The sequence below is a fragment of the Streptomyces violaceus genome (assembly GCF_036014075.1).
Taxonomy (GTDB): domain Bacteria; phylum Actinomycetota; class Actinomycetes; order Streptomycetales; family Streptomycetaceae; genus Streptomyces; species Streptomyces violaceus.
The window spans coordinates 3,319,703-3,334,491 of record NZ_CP107911.1; the positions used below are offsets into that span (position 1 = coordinate 3,319,703).

The window sequence follows — 14,789 nt, forward strand, 5'->3', positions numbered from 1 at the left end:
GTTGTACGCATCGGAGATACGTCGTACACATCAAGGGGAGACCCATGCCCGCCACCGCCGAACCGCTCCGCGTCGCCGTCCTCGTCGGCTCGACCCGTGAGGGGCGTTTCGCGCCCGTCGTGACGAGGTGGCTGACCGGCCACCTCGACCAGCGCGACGACCTGCGCGCCGATGTCGTCGACCTGACGGAGACGCCGCTGCCGACGGTGCTCCCCGCCTTCGGCCAGCAGCCGCCGCCCGGCACCGAGGAGCAGTTGGCCCTCGTGTCACCACGACTCGCGGCGGCAGACGCCTTCGTCCTCGTCACGCCCGAGTACAACCACAGCTTCCCGGCATCCCTGAAGAACGCGATCGACTGGCACGGCGAGGAGTGGCACGGCAAGCCGGTCGGCTTCGTCTCGTACGGCGGCCTGTCCGGCGGTCTGCGCGCGGTGGAGCAGCTGCGGGTCGTCATGGCCGAGGTGAACGCCACGACCATCCGCAACACCGTCAGCTTCCACAACGCCTGGAGCCGCTTCGACGAGGACGGCACCTGCACGGAACCCGCCGCCGACACGGCCGCGAAGGCCCTGCTCGACCAGCTCGCCTGGTGGGGCCACGCCCTGCGGGACGCCAAGTCCGTCCGCGGCTACGTCGCATGACGACCGAGTCCCGCGCCGGGGAGACCATGGACTCACCCCCGGGCACGACGCATCACGTCCGGCCGGACGCCCCGCCCTCCCGGCTCGTCGTCCTCGGCCTGCTGCTCGGCATCGTGCTCGCCACGCTCGACGGAACCGTCGTCGGCACCGCACTGCCCACCATCGTCGGCGACCTGGGCGGCCTCGGCCACCTGTCCTGGGTGATCACGGCCTATCTGCTCACCGCCGCCGTCTCCACCCCGATCTGGGGGAAACTCGGCGATCTGTACGGCCACAAGGGCAGTTACCTCACCTCCATCACCGTGTTCCTCATCGGCTCGGTACTGTGCGGGCTCGCCCAGGACATGGGGCAGTTGATCGCCTTCCGGGCCCTTCAGGGCATCGGCGCGGGCGGCCTCTTCGTGGGCGCGCTCGCGCTCATCGGCACCCTGCTCACCCCGGCGGAGGCCGGGCGGGCCCAGTCGATGATCGGGGTACTGCTGCCCGCCGCGATGATCGGCGGACCGCTGGTCGGCGGCCTCCTCACCGACCAGCTCGACTGGCGCTGGGTGTTCTACGTCAACGTCCCGGTCGGCGCGGTCGCGCTCGCCCTGATCGGTTTCGGGGTGCGGCTGCGGGCCGCCCGGGTCAAGGCCCGGATCGACCTGGCCGGAGCCGGGCTGCTGACCGGCGCGATCCTCGCCCTGACGCTGCTCGCCGGCTGGGCCGGGACGACGTACGCCTGGTCCTCACCGCAGATCCTCGGGCTCGCCCTGGTCTCCGCGGTCGCGCTGGCCGCCTTCGTACGGGTCGAGCGGCGCGCCCCGGAACCGGTGATCCCGCCCCGGCTGTTCCGCGACCGCAACTTCTCGGTGGCGCAGGTGCTCAGCTTCGTCACGGGCGCGGCCATGCTGGCGGCGGCGAGCTATCTGCCCCAGTACCTGCAGTTCGTGCGGGACATGTCGTCCACCGAGAGCGGACTGCTGCTGCTCCCGCTGATGCTGGGCATGATGGGGGCCCAGCTCGTCATCGGCCGGCGGGTCGGCGACGGCGGGCGCTACCGCGGCTACCCCATCGCGGGCGGTGCGCTGGCCGCGGCGGGGGCGCTGGCCCTGCTGACGCTCGGCACGGCCACGACGGCACCTGTGGCCTCCGGCCTGACGCTGGTGCTGGGCGTGGGCATCGGCTGTCTGATGCAGCCGACGATGCTCATCACGATGAACAGCGCGGAACCACGTGACATGGGCGCGGCCACCGGCACCCAGACGTTGCTGCGCACCATCGGCGGCTCGCTCGGCGTCGCGGTCCTCGGCTCCGTCTACACCGGCCGGCTCACGGCCGCGGTCACGGACCGGCTCGGTGCCGAGGGCGCCCGGCTGACCGGCGGTGAGCTGACCCCCGAGGCGCTGCGGGACCTGCCGGAGCCGGTCCGGCACGTCTTCCGGGCGGGCGTGGTGGACGGGTTGCACGGTGTCGCGCTCGGCACGGCCGTCCTGTGCGCCGTGGCGTTCGCGGTGTCCTGGCTGGTCCGGGAGGTCCCGCTGCGGGGCCGCTGAGTTATCGCGAGAGCGGCTGGGTCGCCTGCTCCACCACCGGGATCCCGCCGACCGACGGCGCCTGAGCCACCGGCCCCGTCACCTCCCGGGACGTCATCGGCCTGAAGTCGGCGACCTCGGTGCCGACGCTGTTGTCGAGCGGGTCGACTCCCGTGCCGGCGAGGGGGTTGGGCTTGAGGCCCGTGACCGCGCCGGTGGTGTGGGCGAGGGTGTCGCTCGCGGCCTGGAGGCCGGCCTGGGAGTCGGTCTGCCCCAGGGAGGTGTGGACCACGTCCAGGACCGAGCCGGTGCCCGCCGCGGCCGTCGCCGCACCCGCCCCCAGCGCCACTCCGGCGGTCGCGAGGACGGCCAGGGCACGCTGGACGGTCGGCTTCTTGGGTGAGTCGTGTCGGGCCATCACTGCCACCTCTTGACGCTCTGGGTAAGGGGAACGACACGAAGGGTAGTTGAGATGTGACGCGCGCATCAAAGGCGACCCGCGGGGTCGTACGGCCCCCGATGGATGCCTCAGACTGGTGTCCCGTGAGCTCTCCTCTGCCCATACCGACGCGAGTCGTGCTGCTCTGCGGCCCTTCCGGCTCCGGCAAGTCCCTCCTCGCGGCCCGCTCCGGCCTTCCGGTGCTGCGGCTCGACGACTTCTACAAGGAGGGCGACGACCCGACTCTGCCCTTGGTGGAGGGGAGTTCGGACATCGACTGGGACCATCCGGACTCCTGGGACGCGGACACGGCCGTCACCGCGATCACCGAGCTGTGCCGCACGGGCCGCACGGCCGTCCCCGTCTACGACATCTCGCTCAGCGCCCGCACCGGCGAAAAGACGGTCGAGATCGGACGGACCCCGCTGTTCCTCGCGGAGGGCATCTTCGCCGCGGAGATCGTCACGCGCTGCCGGGAACTCGGCGTCCTGGCCGACGCGCTGTGCCTGAGCCGCGGCCCGGTGAAGACGTTCCGCCGCCGCTTCCTGCGGGATCTGAAGGAGGGCCGCAAGTCGGTACCGTTCCTGCTGCGCCGCGGCTGGCGCCTGATGCGGCAGGAGCGCTCGATCGTCGCCCGCCAGACCGCGCTGGGTGCGTACGCCTGTGACCGCGACGAGGCGATGGGCCGGCTGGCGGCCGCCGCGGCGGGCCGCTGCGCGAGTCTCCGTACGGCGGCCTGAGCGGCGGCAACGCGGACAGACGACGCACGGCACAAGAACGAAAAAGCGGGACTGGACGGACCCCCCGGCCCTCCAGTCCCGCTCTTGTTCTCCCCCTTGTGTCCCCCGTGGTCCTCCCCCTCGTTTCCCCGTGTCCCCACTCTCCCGAGGAGACGCCCCCCAGCGTCTCCGCAGTCCCCCGTGGGGCCCCCTTGTGGTGCTCCCCCCCGAACCTTCAGGCCACGAGCTCGCCGAAGGCGTCTTCCTCGTCACGGCCGAAGCTGAGGACCTCGTCCTCGCGCAGCCGGCGGAGCGACCGCCAGATGCTGGACTTCACCGTGCCGACACTGATGTCGAGGATCTCCGCGATCTCCGGGTCCGTGCGGCCCTCGTAGTAACGAAGGACCAGCATGGTGCGCTGGAGTTCGGGGAGGCGGGCGAGCGCCTGCCACAGGACGGCGCGCAGCTCGGTGCCGCGCATCGCGTCCGTGTCACCGGCGGTCTCCGGCAGCTCCTCGGTCGGGTATTCGTTCAGCTTGCGGCGGCGCCACGCGCTGATGTGCAGATTGGTCATGGTGCGGCGGAGGTATCCGCCGACCGCTGCCTTGTCGCTGATCCGGTCCCACGCCCGGTAGGTCGAGAACAACGCGCTCTGCAGCAGGTCCTCGGCCTCGAAGCGGTCGCCGGTGAGGTGGTAGGCGGTGGCGTACAGGGAGGCGCGGCGCTCCTGGACGTAGGCGGTGAACTCCGCCTCCGACAGCGAACGACGCTCCCCCGAGCCCTCCCTGTACGCGGCTCCCCCGTGAGCCGCCCCCGTCCCCTTGCTGTCCCCCGTGTGTGCGTCGACCACCGTCATGTAACCGGTGTGCTGACGCCCGGTGCCGCGAGCGCACCCCCGCCCGCTCACGGCACCGGACTTCTCGGAACCCCGGTGCACGTCGTGCAGACGCGTGATCACTGCGCTGGTGCTGATGCCGTGCAGCGTGTTCATCTCGCGCCCCCCGTCGTGGACTTCCGGTGTGCGGCCCGCCGGTCGGGCGGGCTTCCTTGCCTGTGCCGAAAAGCTTGCCTCGGCACTTTCATCGCCGTGTCCGCCGACTGTCACAGGCCTGTCACAGGGGCTGGCCACAGGACGACCACGGTTCGTACACAGGTGTCGGCGGTAGCCGCGGGCATGATCTCGGCCCACAGGTCGAACCCCGACCCCCTCATGGGCCAGAATGAGCCCGTGCCTTCCCTGTTGCTGATCGAGGACGACGACGCCATCCGGACGGCCCTGGAGCTCTCACTGACGCGCCAGGGTCACCGCGTGGCGACCGCTGCCAGTGGTGAGGACGGTCTGAAGCTGCTGCGCGAGCAGCGGCCGGATCTGATCGTGCTGGATGTGATGCTGCCCGGTATCGACGGGTTCGAGGTGTGCCGGCGCATCCGGCGCACGGACCAGTTGCCGATCATCCTGCTGACCGCGCGCAACGACGACATCGACGTGGTGGTCGGGCTGGAGTCCGGCGCCGACGACTACGTCGTCAAACCGGTGCAGGGGCGTGTGCTCGACGCCCGGATCCGGGCCGTGCTGCGGCGCGGCGAGCGGGAGTCCAATGACGCGGCGTCGTTCGGCAGTCTCGTCATCGACCGCTCGGCGATGACCGTGACCAAGAACGGCGAGGACCTCCAGCTCACGCCGACCGAGCTGCGGCTGCTGCTGGAGCTGAGCCGGCGGCCGGGTCAGGCGCTGTCCCGGCAGCAGCTGCTGCGGCTGGTGTGGGAGCACGACTACCTGGGTGACTCGCGGCTCGTGGACGCCTGTGTCCAGCGGCTGCGCGCCAAGGTCGAGGACGTGCCGTCGTCCCCGACGCTGATCCGTACCGTGCGGGGTGTCGGCTACCGGCTGGATCCGCCTCAGTGACTCAGCCGCACCAGGGGGGGAACCGCGGCTGGACCGCGGCGCGCAAGGGAGTTCTGTCGCGGCTGCGCTTCACCAGCCTGCGACTGAGGCTGGTCGTCGTCTTCGGCCTGGTGGCCCTGACGGCCGCCGTGTCCGCGTCCGGGATCGCGTACTGGCTCAACCGCGAGGCCGTCCTCACCCGCACCCAGGACGCCGTGCTGCGCGACTTCGAGCAGGAGATGCAGAACCGGGCGGGCGCGCTGCCCGAGCGGCCGACGCAGGACGAGCTGCAGCACACCGCGGGCCAGATGGCAGGCAGCGACCAGCGCTTCAGCGTGCTGCTGGTCGCCCGTGACGCCGACGGCAGGACCGTCTTCGGCAGCTCCGGCGGGCTGAGCGGCTTCTCGCTGCGGGACGTGCCGGCCACGCTGCGCACGGCGGTGAACAAGACGCAGAAGGTCGACGGGGCCAACAAGCACCCGTACCACCTGTACTGGCAGCGGGTCATAGACCACGACACCCCGTATCTCGTGGCCGGGACGCGGGTGATCGGCGGCGGTCCGACCGGTTACATGCTCAAGTCGCTGGAGCCGGAGGCGAAGGACCTGAACTCGCTCGCCTGGTCGCTGGGGATCGCCACGGGCCTCGCGCTGATCGGCTCGGCGCTGCTCGCGCAGGCCGCGGCGACGACGGTGCTGAAGCCGGTGCAGCGGCTCGGGGCGGCCGCGCGGCGGCTCGGCGAGGGCAAGCTGGACACCCGGCTCAGGGTGTCCGGGACCGACGAACTCGCCGATCTGTCCCGGACGTTCAACAACGCGGCCGAGGCGCTGGAGAAGCGGGTCGCCGACATGGCCTCGCGGGACGACGCGTCCCGGCGGTTCGTCGCCGACATGAGCCATGAGCTGCGTACACCGCTCACCGCCATCACCGCCGTGACGGAGGTGCTGGAGGAGGAGCTGGAGGCGGAGACCGGGAGCATGGACCCGATGATCGAGCCCGCCGTACGGCTGGTGGTCAGCGAGACGCGGCGGCTGAACGACCTGGTCGAGAACCTGATGGAGGTCACCCGCTTCGACGCGGGCACCGCCCGGCTCGTCCTGGACGACGTCGACATCGCCGACCAGATCACCGCGTGCATCGACGCCCGGGCCTGGCTGGACGCGGTCGAGCTGGACGCCGAGCGCGGCATCCACGCCCGGCTGGATCCGCGCCGCCTCGACGTCATCCTGGCCAACCTCATCGGCAACGCGCTCAAGCACGGCGGCTCCCCGGTGCGGGTGTCGGTCCGTGCGGAGGACGACTCGCTCGTCATCGAGGTGCGGGACCACGGGCCCGGCATCCCCGAGGACGTGCTGCCGCACGTCTTCGACCGGTTCTACAAGGCCAGCGCCTCCCGGCCGCGCTCCGAGGGGAGCGGCCTTGGCCTGTCCATCGCCCTGGAGAACGCGCACATCCACGGCGGCGAGATCACCGCGGCCAACTCGGCCGACTCGGGCGCGGTGTTCACCCTGCGGCTCCCGCGCGGCACCTCGGCCTCGGCGGAACAGCCCGACGAGGGCGAGCAGACGCCCGGACCCGATGCCGGCCGATGCGAGGCCGAGGACTCGAAGGGGGACGCCTGATGACCGTACGACGTCCATCGGACGGGACTTCCGTGCCTGCCGCGGCTTCCGTGACGGCCGGGCGGAGGCGGCTCGTGGCCCTGGCCCGGCTGGCCGGGCTGCCCGTGCTCGCCGTCCTGCTGGCCGGCTGCGGGATCCGGGCCACGGAGGTGCCGACCAACTTCGGGCCCGCGCCCTCGCGGGTGCGGTGTTCGCTCGCCGAGCCGGACGTGTCGGCACAGGCCGCGCGGGGACTTCCGGTGCAGGTGTTTCTGCTGTGCGGGTCCTCGCTGGTGACCGTCGACCGGACCGTACGGGTCCCGGACGGCGCGGCCGACTCCGAGCGGCGCATGCTGGTGGCGCAGGGCCTGCTGGACGAGCTCGCCGAGACCCCCTCGTCCGCCGAGAAGGAGGCCGACTACAGCACGGACGTACGCGGCGGCATCACCGTGGGCGGGCCCGGGAAGGGCGACCCGGAGGACACGCTGCGGCTGAGCACGGCACCCGACAGCCTCACTTCGTATGCCCTGGCCCAGATCGTCTGCACCTTCTCCGACTCCGCCGCCGCCGAGGGCGACGGCTCCGTGGTCCTGGGCGGCCCCGGCCCCGAGTCCCCGCGCCGCTACGAGTGCACCGACGAGGTGCGGGCCCGCCCGGGCAGCACGGAACCGCCGTCCAAGGACGTGGCCGGCGAGTGAGACGGCGGGCGGATTCCGCCGGGCTGTGGCGCACGCCTCACAGGTGTCCCGGGGGGCATCCCGGAACCGATCCTGCCGGAGGCCGCGTCTAGGGGGGCGTGCAGCGTCAAGGCCCCATCGGCGGCAGCGCCGAGTTCCGCATCCGTGTGACAGGAGGTGTCCTCCTCGTCGCACACCTCGCGTTCGTCGCCTGGTTCACGTTGCGGCCCTTGCAGGTGCCCTGGGTGATGCCCGCCAATCTGCGGCCGTTCGACGGCATCCGGGCCGATCTCGCCCTGGGCTGGCCGGAGGCGGCCCGCCGGATCGGCGAGGCGATGGCGCTGCTCGCCCCGCTGGGCGTGCTGCTGCCGATGGTGAGCGGCAGGCTGGTGGTCTCGCCGCTGGCGTCCCTGCTGCGCACCGTCGCGGCCGGTGCGCTGCTGTCCCTGGGCATCGAGCTGTTGCAGACCGGTGTGCCCGGTCAGGTCGTGGATGTCGACTCGCTGTTCCTGAACACCGCGGGCGTGGCCCTCGCGCACCTCGCGCTCGTCCCCGCGGGCCGCTCCTGGCTGCGCCGCCGCACCATCGCGCCCCTGACCCGCACGCCCCTCCTCCCGGAGGAGCCGGCTCAGGGTCGGACCCCGACGATTCCCAGGGTCGGGATCGCCCCGTGGAGCGACGCTTTACCCCCTTCGTCTCCGTAGCGTGGAGTGCAGATGGGGTACTCGGACCGAGGCCTCACACACCGACGCTGAAGGAGTCGCACATGTCCCGCCTCGCCCGCCCCACCAACGGCCGCATGATCGGCGGAGTGTGCGCCGCGCTGGCGCGGCGCTTCGGCACCTCCACGACGACGATGCGGGTGATCTTCCTGGTCTCCTGCCTGCTGCCCGGCCCGCAGTTCCTGCTGTACATCGCGCTGTGGATCGTCCTGCCCTCGGAGGACAAGGTACGGAACAAGGCACAGACGGCCTGGTGACCACCCACCGCGGAAACGCCGATGGGGCGCACCCCTGAACACAGGTGCGCCCCATCGGCGTGTGTGTCCGCACGGGCGGGAGGGTCAGGCGAGGGGAACGCCGTTCACCGGGAGCCCGCCGAGCAGGCCGGCGCCCGGGCCGGTCGGGCCCTGGGCCAGCAGCTGACCGGCGACGGGCTGGGCGGTGGCGAGACCGGTACCGGCCAGGCTCTGCCCCTGACCCACCGCCTCGCCCGAGCCCGCCGGCAGCGTCTGGGAGAGCTGCTCCGCCGGGAGCGCCTGGGTGACGCTCTCCAGCGTCTGGGCGGCGTCCGGGACGGCCGGGGCGGCGTTGGCGGCGCCCGCACCGGTGGCGGCGAAGGCGGCACCGAGAGCGGCGACACCGAGGGACTTGGCAGCAGACTGCTTCATGAAAACGCGTCCTCGCAATGGGATGACGGGGTGTGTGAGCGGTGCGGCGACCGTAATCACGCGGCACCACCCGCCGCAAACATCGAAATGCGGACGGCTTGTGAACACCGTCCGCATTCCCTGTGTGCCGATTCCCGCGAGGTCAGCTCTCCGAATCCACAGAGCCGCTGGTGGAGGCGGTCTGCCGGAACAGCCATTCGGATTTCAGCTCGGCGTATCCGGGCTTGATCACGTCATTGATCATGGCCAGTCGTTCATCGAAAGGAATGAACGCTGATTTCATCGCATTGACTGAGAACCACTGCATGTCATCGAGCGTATAACCGAACACCTCGACAAGGTGCTCGAATTCCCGGGTCATGCTGGTGTAGGACATGAGGCGATTGTCCGTATTGACGGTGGCGCGGAAATGCAGCCGGCGCAGCAGCCCGATGGGGTGTTCGGCGTACGAGGCCGCCGCCCCGGTCTGGAGGTTGGAGCTCGGGCACAGCTCCAGCGGGATGCGCTTGTCCCGGACGTACGAGGCGAGCCGGCCGAGTTCGACCCGGCCGTCCTCGTGGACCTGGATGTCGTCGATGATCCGTACGCCGTGCCCCAGCCGGTCGGCGCCGCACCACTGGAGGGCCTGCCAGATGGACGGCAGCCCGAAGGCCTCGCCGGCATGGATGGTGAAGTGGTTGTTCTCGCGCTTCAGGTACTCGAAGGCGTCCAGGTGCCGGGTGGGCGGGTAGCCGGCCTCGGCGCCCGCGATGTCGAATCCGACGACGCCCAGCTCCCGGTAGCGGTTGGCGAGTTCGGCGATCTCCAGGGCGCGGGCCGCGTGCCGCATGGCGGTGAGCAGGGCGCCGACGCGGATGCGGTGGCCGTTCTCCCTGGCGCGCCGCTCCCCTTCCCGGAAGCCTTCGTTGACGGCCTCGACCACCTCTTCGAGGCTCAGCCCGCCCTCCAGGTGCTGCTCGGGGGCGTAGCGCACCTCGGCATAGACGACGCCGTCCTCGGCGAGGTCCTCGGCGCACTCGGCGGCGACCCGGACCAGGGCGTCGCGGGTCTGCATGACGCCGACGGTGTGGGAGAAGGTCTCCAAGTACCGCTCCAGGGAACCGGAGTCGGCGGCCTCGCGGAACCAGACGCCGAGCTTCTCCGGGTCGGTCTCGGGGAGCTGGGAATAGCCCGTCGCGTGGGCGAGTTCGACGATCGTGGCGGGGCGCAGGCCGCCGTCGAGGTGGTCGTGCAGCAGAACCTTGGGCGCCCGGTGGATCTGTTCCGGTGTCGGGGTGTTCGCGATGGTCTGGCTCGTCATTTCCGCACTCTAACTCCTACGCGCGTAGATGGCGCCTCTTCGGCCCCTTTACGTTTTCGTCGATACGTAACGGTGACCCCGAGGACGGGTCGAATACACCCGCGCTTCTGACACTGTTCTGTCATGGCACACCAAGCGACGCCGGTTCGCAGGGCCCGGCTGGGCAGGACACTCGGTCCGGACCCGACGGCGGTGAGCGGCGTGGTGCTGCTGCTGCCCAACGGGGACGAGATCTCCGGCCGCAGACCGTCGCCCATGCTGGCGACCGCCTCCGTACGCGCCCTGGGGCGCCGCCTGGCCCGCGCGGGCCGGGACGAGGGTCTGGCCGCGCACGTGGTGCACTACCGCTACCGCGGCTGGAACGGCGGCGAGGCCAATCTCGCGGCCGATGCCGCCTGGGCGGCCGACGAGGTCGTACGGCGTTACGGGGACGTGCCCGTCTGCCTCGCGGGGACCGGCATGGGCGGCCGGGCCGGGCTGCGTGCGGGTGGGCACGAGGCCGTCAACTCCGTGCTGGCGCTGGCCCCCTGGCTGCCGGAGGAGGATGTGGCGGCGCCACCCGAACCGGTGAAACAGCTGGTGGGGCGGCAGGTGCTGATCGTGCACGGCACGAACGACGAGCGGACGGATCCCGAGTTGTCGTTCCGGCTGGCGGCACGGGTGAAGAAGGCGAATCGGGATGTGTGCCGGTTCGAAGTACATGCGGATGGGCACGGGTTGCATCAGTACCGGGATGAAGTGCTGGCGCTGGCCGAGGACTTCGTGATGGGGGCGGTGTACGGGCGGGCGGTGTCGCGGCCTGTCCGGGACGCGTTCGCCGCGCCGCCGCCGTTGGGGTTGCGGATGCCGTTGGCCGCGGGGTTTGGTTCTTCGTTGCGGCGGTAGCGCCGTGGGGGTACCTCTTGGCCGGCCTGTGCGGGTTGTTTGTGGCTTGTCGCGCCTACGCGGCGGAGCCGCATATCGAACACAGCCCCGCGCCCCTCAGGTGGGGAGCAAGTTGCCTCTTCTTGAGAGCAGGAACCTTTTGAAGGCTGCTACCGGGGGTGTGTCCGGGTGGCCCTCAAGCCAGGCAACGCCGATTTCGCGGACCGCTCGGGGGGCCGTGACCGTCAGTTCTACGACGCCGGGGCGGGGGACGGCCGGCGGGGGCAGGAGGGCGACCCCCAGGCCCGCTGCCACCAGGCCTCGCAGGGTTTCCGCCTCCTCTCCCTCGAAGGCGATGCGGGGCCTGAAGCCCGCCTCCTGGCACAGGTCGTCGGTGATGCGGCGCATGCCGTAGCCGGGTTCGAGGGTGACGAAGGTTTCGTCGGCCGCTTCCGCGAGGCGGATGCGTCGGCGGGTGGCGAGGGAGTGGTCGGCGGGGACGACGAGGCGGAGTTTCTGTTCGTCGAGGCGGCGGGCCACCAGGCCGGGGGCGTCGGGGACGGGGGACGTCAGGCACAGGTCGAGTTCACCGGCGCGGAGGCGTTCGAGCATGGCCTCGCCGTAGTTCTGGACCAGGCTGAAGCGGACGCGGGGGTGGTCCGCGCGGAAGGCCTGGAGGAGGCCGGGGACGGTCTCGGCGCCCATGGTGTGCAGGAAGCCGAAGGCGACCTTGCCGGTGAAGGGGTCGGCGTCGGCCCGCACCTCCTCGGCGGCGCGCTCGACCTCGGCCAGGGCGCGTTCGACGGAGGTGAGGAAGGTACGGCCGGCCGGAGTGAGGGAGACCGTACGGCCGTGGCGGGCGAAGAGGTCGACGCCCAGGTCCTCCTCCAGGCGGGCCATGGACCGGGAGAGGGTCGACTGCGGGACGTTCATCTCCTGGGCGGCGCGGGTGACGTGCTCGGTGCGCGCGACGCCGGCGAAGTAGGCGAGGCGGGGGGCGAGCACCTTCGACATCTCCGCCATGTCTTCTGTGTCACTGGATGGTGACAGGCGAGCCGTTGAACTGGGTTGATGCACCATGGGAACGATTATCGCCGTTCCATGCATTGGACGGATCAGTGGGTGCGTACGTAATTTCGAAGCATGTCTCCCGCCAGTACCGGGGCGTCCACCACCGTGGGCGCCGATGTCTCTGTCCCTGCTTCCGACTCCCGTATGTCGCCGGGCGGGCCCGGCTACCGCCGGATGAGCCTCGCGCTCTTCCTCGCGGGTGTCGCGACCTTCGCGCTGCTGTACTCCACCCAGGCACTGCTCCCGCTGATCTCCGGCGAGTTCGGCGTGGCGGCGAGCGACGCGAGCTGGACGGTGGCCGCCGCGACGGGTGGGCTGGCGCTGTTCGTGCTGCCGATGAGCGCCCTGTCCGAGCGTTACGGACGGCGTGCGGTCATGACGGGGTCGCTGGCCGTGGCCGTCACGATCGGTCTGCTGGTGCCCTTCGCCCCGTCTCTGGGTGTCCTGGTCGTGCTGCGGGCGCTGCAGGGCGCGGCCCTGGCCGGGCTGCCCGCTTCGGCGACCGCGTACCTCGCCGAGGAGGTCAGCCCCAAGGCGCTGATCACCGCGATCGGGCTGTTCGTCGCGGGCAACAGCGTCGGCGGGATGAGCGGCCGGGTCATCACCGGCTGGGTCGCGCAGGAGTGGGGCTGGCGGGTCGCCGTCGGTGTCATCGGCGTGATCGCCGTGGCCTGCGCGGTGGCCTTCCGGGCGCTGATCCCCGCCCCGAAGCACTTCAAGCCGGGCTCCCTGCGCCCGCGTGTCCTGGCCCGCACGGTCCGCGACCACCTGTCCAACCCGCTGCTGTGCCGGCTGTACGCGATCGGCGCGCTGTTCATGACGGTCTTCGGCGGCGTGTACACGGTCATCGGCTACCGCCTGACCGAGGCCCCGTTCTCGCTGCCCCAGGGCATCATCGGCTCGATCTTCCTGGTGTACCTGGTCGGTACGGTGTCGGCGTCGACTGCGGGCCGGCTGGTGGGCCGGATGGGCCGCCGGGGCGCGCTGTACGCGGCGGGCGGCACGACGACGGCGGGCCTGCTGCTGTCCCTGGCCGGCTCCCTGCCGCTGATCCTGCTGGGCCTGGTCCTGATCACCGGCGGTTTCTTCGCGGGCCACGCGGTGGCCTCCTCCGCGGTCAGCAAGACGGCCACGACCGGCCGCGCGCAGGCCTCGGCGCTGTACCAGTCCGCCTACTACATCGGCTCCAGCGCGGGCAGCACGGTCGGCGCGATCGCCTTCCACGCGGGCGGCTGGGCCGGGACGGTCGGGGTCGGACTGCTGGCGGTGCTCGGCGTCGTGACGATCACGGTGTTCGGGACGCGGGCGGCACGGCTGCAGCGGCGGCTGACCACGGCCGCCTGAGTCGTACGCCGGATCATTCCCCCTGGTCGGGGCCGGTTGTCAGTGGGCGCGGATAACGTCCGCGTCTGCTGACCACCGGACCGAGCAGGGGGATTTTTCATGGAGTTCCGCATCGACCGTACGGCGTTCGCCGAGGCCGTGAGCCGGTCGGTACGCGCGCTGCCCGCGCGGACGCCGGTGCCGGTGCTGGGCGGACTGCTGCTGGCGGCGGGCGCGGGACGGCTGGCCGTGACGGGGTTCGACTTCGAGGCGGCGGTACGGGTGGAGGCCGAGGCGGAGATCGCGGTGCCCGGGCGGGTGCTCGTCCTGGGGCGGCGGCTGCTGGACGTGTGCCGGGTGCTGCCGGACGGGCCGGTGAGCTGTGCGCTGGAGACGTCGCGGTTCACGGTGGAGGCGGACGGTACGCGCTTCGGTCTTTCGACATTGCCGCTCGCCGAGTACCCGGCCCTGCCGGCGGCGCCGACGCCGTACGGCACGGTGGACGCCGCCGCGTTCGCGACCGCTGTCGCGCAGGTCGCGGTCGCCGCCGGACGCGACGACACGCTGCCGCTGCTGACGGGCGTCCAACTGCACCTCGACGGTGGGGAGATGACACTCTCCGCCTCGGATCGCTACCGGTATGCGGTGCGGCGGCTGGAGTGGAAGCCGGGGGCGGCGGCCGAAGGGGTGGTGGAGGCTCTGCTGCCGTCGCGGCGGCTGCTGGATGTCGCGCGGTCACTGGGGCGCTGCGGGGACGTGGTGATCGGGTGGGATCCGGCCGGTGGCGGCGGGCTGATCGGCTTCGAGGGCGGGCCGTCGCGGACGGCGCTGCGGCTCCTGGACGGGCGGCTCCCGGCGTACAAGTCGCTGTTCGACATGACGGGGGCGGCGGTCGCCGAGGTGGAGTGCGAGGAGCTCGCGGAGGCCGTGCGGCGGGTCGCGGTGGTGGCGGAGGCGAACAGTCCGGTGCGGCTGGACTTCTCGGCCGAGGGGTCAGTGATGCTGCGCGCCGGCTTCGGGGACGACGTGGCGGCTCAGCGGGTACCGGCCGCGCTGAGCGGCGCCGACGAGATTCCGGTGGCCTTCAACCCGGCCTATCTGCTGGACGCGCTGACGTCGTTCGAGAGCCCGCGGGTACGGCTGGAGCTGCTGGGGGCGGGGCAGCGGGCGCTGCTGCACGGGGTGCCGGACCCCGGAGCGGGCACGGCGGGGGCCGGGACGCATCGGCATCTGCTGATGTCGGTGAAGCAGCTCGTCTGAAGCGGCCGCTCCCGCCTGCGGGTTTGTGCGCTCCGGGGGCCGTTGTCAGTGGGCTGCGGTAGCTTCCGGAGTACTGGCGCAATGGCGCGTGACAGACATTCCACA

Annotated in this window: 16 protein-coding genes; 11 read left to right on the top strand and 5 right to left on the bottom strand. The window is 71.6% G+C overall.

All coding sequences use genetic code 11. The annotated features are described in order from the left end of the window. Positions 1-44 precede the first annotated feature (44 nt). A complete protein-coding gene (locus tag OG542_RS14725; protein WP_311127448.1) occupies positions 45-641 on the top strand; it encodes an NADPH-dependent FMN reductase in 597 nt (198 codons plus the stop codon). After that, complete coding sequence (locus OG542_RS14730; protein ID WP_328411274.1) at positions 638-2,176, top strand: MDR family MFS transporter; 1,539 nt, start codon at positions 638-640, stop codon at positions 2,174-2,176. Before OG542_RS14725 ends, OG542_RS14730 begins: the two co-directional genes overlap by 4 nt. Before the next feature lies 1 nt (position 2,177). Here OG542_RS14730 and OG542_RS14735 read toward each other — a convergent pair whose 3' ends face one another. Next, positions 2,178-2,573, bottom strand: coding sequence for a hypothetical protein (locus OG542_RS14735; protein WP_311127446.1), 396 nt, complete (start codon positions 2,571-2,573; stop codon positions 2,178-2,180). 56 nt (positions 2,574-2,629) lie between these two features. On the opposite strand from OG542_RS14735, the gene OG542_RS14740 reads away from it, so the two are divergent. Continuing rightward, positions 2,630-3,334: a uridine kinase family protein gene (locus OG542_RS14740; protein WP_408057756.1), complete on the top strand. Its 705-nt coding sequence runs from the start codon at positions 2,630-2,632 to the stop codon at positions 3,332-3,334. A gap of 214 nt (positions 3,335-3,548) precedes the next feature. Here OG542_RS14740 and OG542_RS14745 read toward each other — a convergent pair whose 3' ends face one another. Continuing rightward, positions 3,549-4,304 carry a SigE family RNA polymerase sigma factor gene (locus tag OG542_RS14745; protein ID WP_193481690.1) on the bottom strand — a complete coding sequence of 252 codons (756 nt, stop codon included), beginning with the start codon at positions 4,302-4,304 and terminating at the stop codon, positions 3,549-3,551. A 237-nt stretch (positions 4,305-4,541) separates the two neighbouring features. On the opposite strand from OG542_RS14745, the gene afsQ1 reads away from it, so the two are divergent. The 5 genes from afsQ1 (at position 4,542) to OG542_RS14770 (ending at position 8,455) form a co-directional block, all read left to right on the top strand. After that, positions 4,542-5,219, top strand: a complete 678-nt coding sequence (gene afsQ1 / locus OG542_RS14750; RefSeq protein ID WP_150482700.1) for a two-component system response regulator AfsQ1 — start codon at positions 4,542-4,544, stop codon at positions 5,217-5,219. Beyond that, the gene (locus tag OG542_RS14755) at positions 5,216-6,820 is read left to right on the top strand and encodes a HAMP domain-containing sensor histidine kinase (protein WP_328411282.1); all 1,605 of its coding nucleotides are present in this window, start codon (positions 5,216-5,218) and stop codon (positions 6,818-6,820) included. Before afsQ1 ends, OG542_RS14755 begins: the two co-directional genes overlap by 4 nt. Beyond that, positions 6,820-7,497 (top strand): hypothetical protein, encoded by a 678-nt coding sequence (locus OG542_RS14760; protein WP_328411284.1) that lies wholly within the window; start codon positions 6,820-6,822, stop codon positions 7,495-7,497. Before OG542_RS14755 ends, OG542_RS14760 begins: the two co-directional genes overlap by 1 nt. A gap of 98 nt (positions 7,498-7,595) precedes the next feature. Beyond that, complete coding sequence (locus OG542_RS14765; protein ID WP_328411286.1) at positions 7,596-8,180, top strand: VanZ family protein; 585 nt, start codon at positions 7,596-7,598, stop codon at positions 8,178-8,180. 62 nt (positions 8,181-8,242) lie between these two features. Further along, positions 8,243-8,455, top strand: a complete 213-nt coding sequence (locus OG542_RS14770; protein WP_193481686.1) for a PspC domain-containing protein — start codon at positions 8,243-8,245, stop codon at positions 8,453-8,455. A gap of 84 nt (positions 8,456-8,539) precedes the next feature. Here the strand turns inward: OG542_RS14770 and OG542_RS14775 are convergent, their stop codons facing one another. Both OG542_RS14775 and OG542_RS14780 read right to left on the bottom strand, forming a co-directional pair. After that, the gene (locus tag OG542_RS14775) at positions 8,540-8,866 is read right to left on the bottom strand and encodes an ATP-binding protein (protein WP_328411288.1); all 327 of its coding nucleotides are present in this window, start codon (positions 8,864-8,866) and stop codon (positions 8,540-8,542) included. Between the two features lie 142 nt (positions 8,867-9,008). Then, entirely contained in the window at positions 9,009-10,166 is a 1,158-nt protein-coding gene (locus OG542_RS14780; protein WP_328411290.1) for an adenosine deaminase, read from the bottom strand. Positions 10,167-10,289: 123 nt separating this feature from the next. Here OG542_RS14780 and OG542_RS14785 point away from each other — a divergent pair, with 123 nt between their 5' ends. Further along, positions 10,290-11,051, top strand: a complete 762-nt coding sequence (locus OG542_RS14785; RefSeq protein WP_311127439.1) for an alpha/beta hydrolase — start codon at positions 10,290-10,292, stop codon at positions 11,049-11,051. A 96-nt stretch (positions 11,052-11,147) separates the two neighbouring features. Here the strand turns inward: OG542_RS14785 and OG542_RS14790 are convergent, their stop codons facing one another. Further along, entirely contained in the window at positions 11,148-12,110 is a 963-nt protein-coding gene (locus OG542_RS14790) for a LysR family transcriptional regulator (protein WP_328411293.1), read from the bottom strand. Positions 12,111-12,173: 63 nt separating this feature from the next. Here OG542_RS14790 and OG542_RS14795 point away from each other — a divergent pair, with 63 nt between their 5' ends. After that, entirely contained in the window at positions 12,174-13,445 is a 1,272-nt protein-coding gene (locus OG542_RS14795; protein ID WP_311127437.1) for an MFS transporter, read from the top strand. A 99-nt stretch (positions 13,446-13,544) separates the two neighbouring features. Then, on the top strand, positions 13,545-14,684 hold the full coding sequence (dnaN, locus tag OG542_RS14800) for a DNA polymerase III subunit beta (protein WP_328411295.1): 1,140 nt from the start codon (positions 13,545-13,547) through the stop codon (positions 14,682-14,684). The last annotated feature ends 105 nt before the right edge of the window (positions 14,685-14,789 follow it).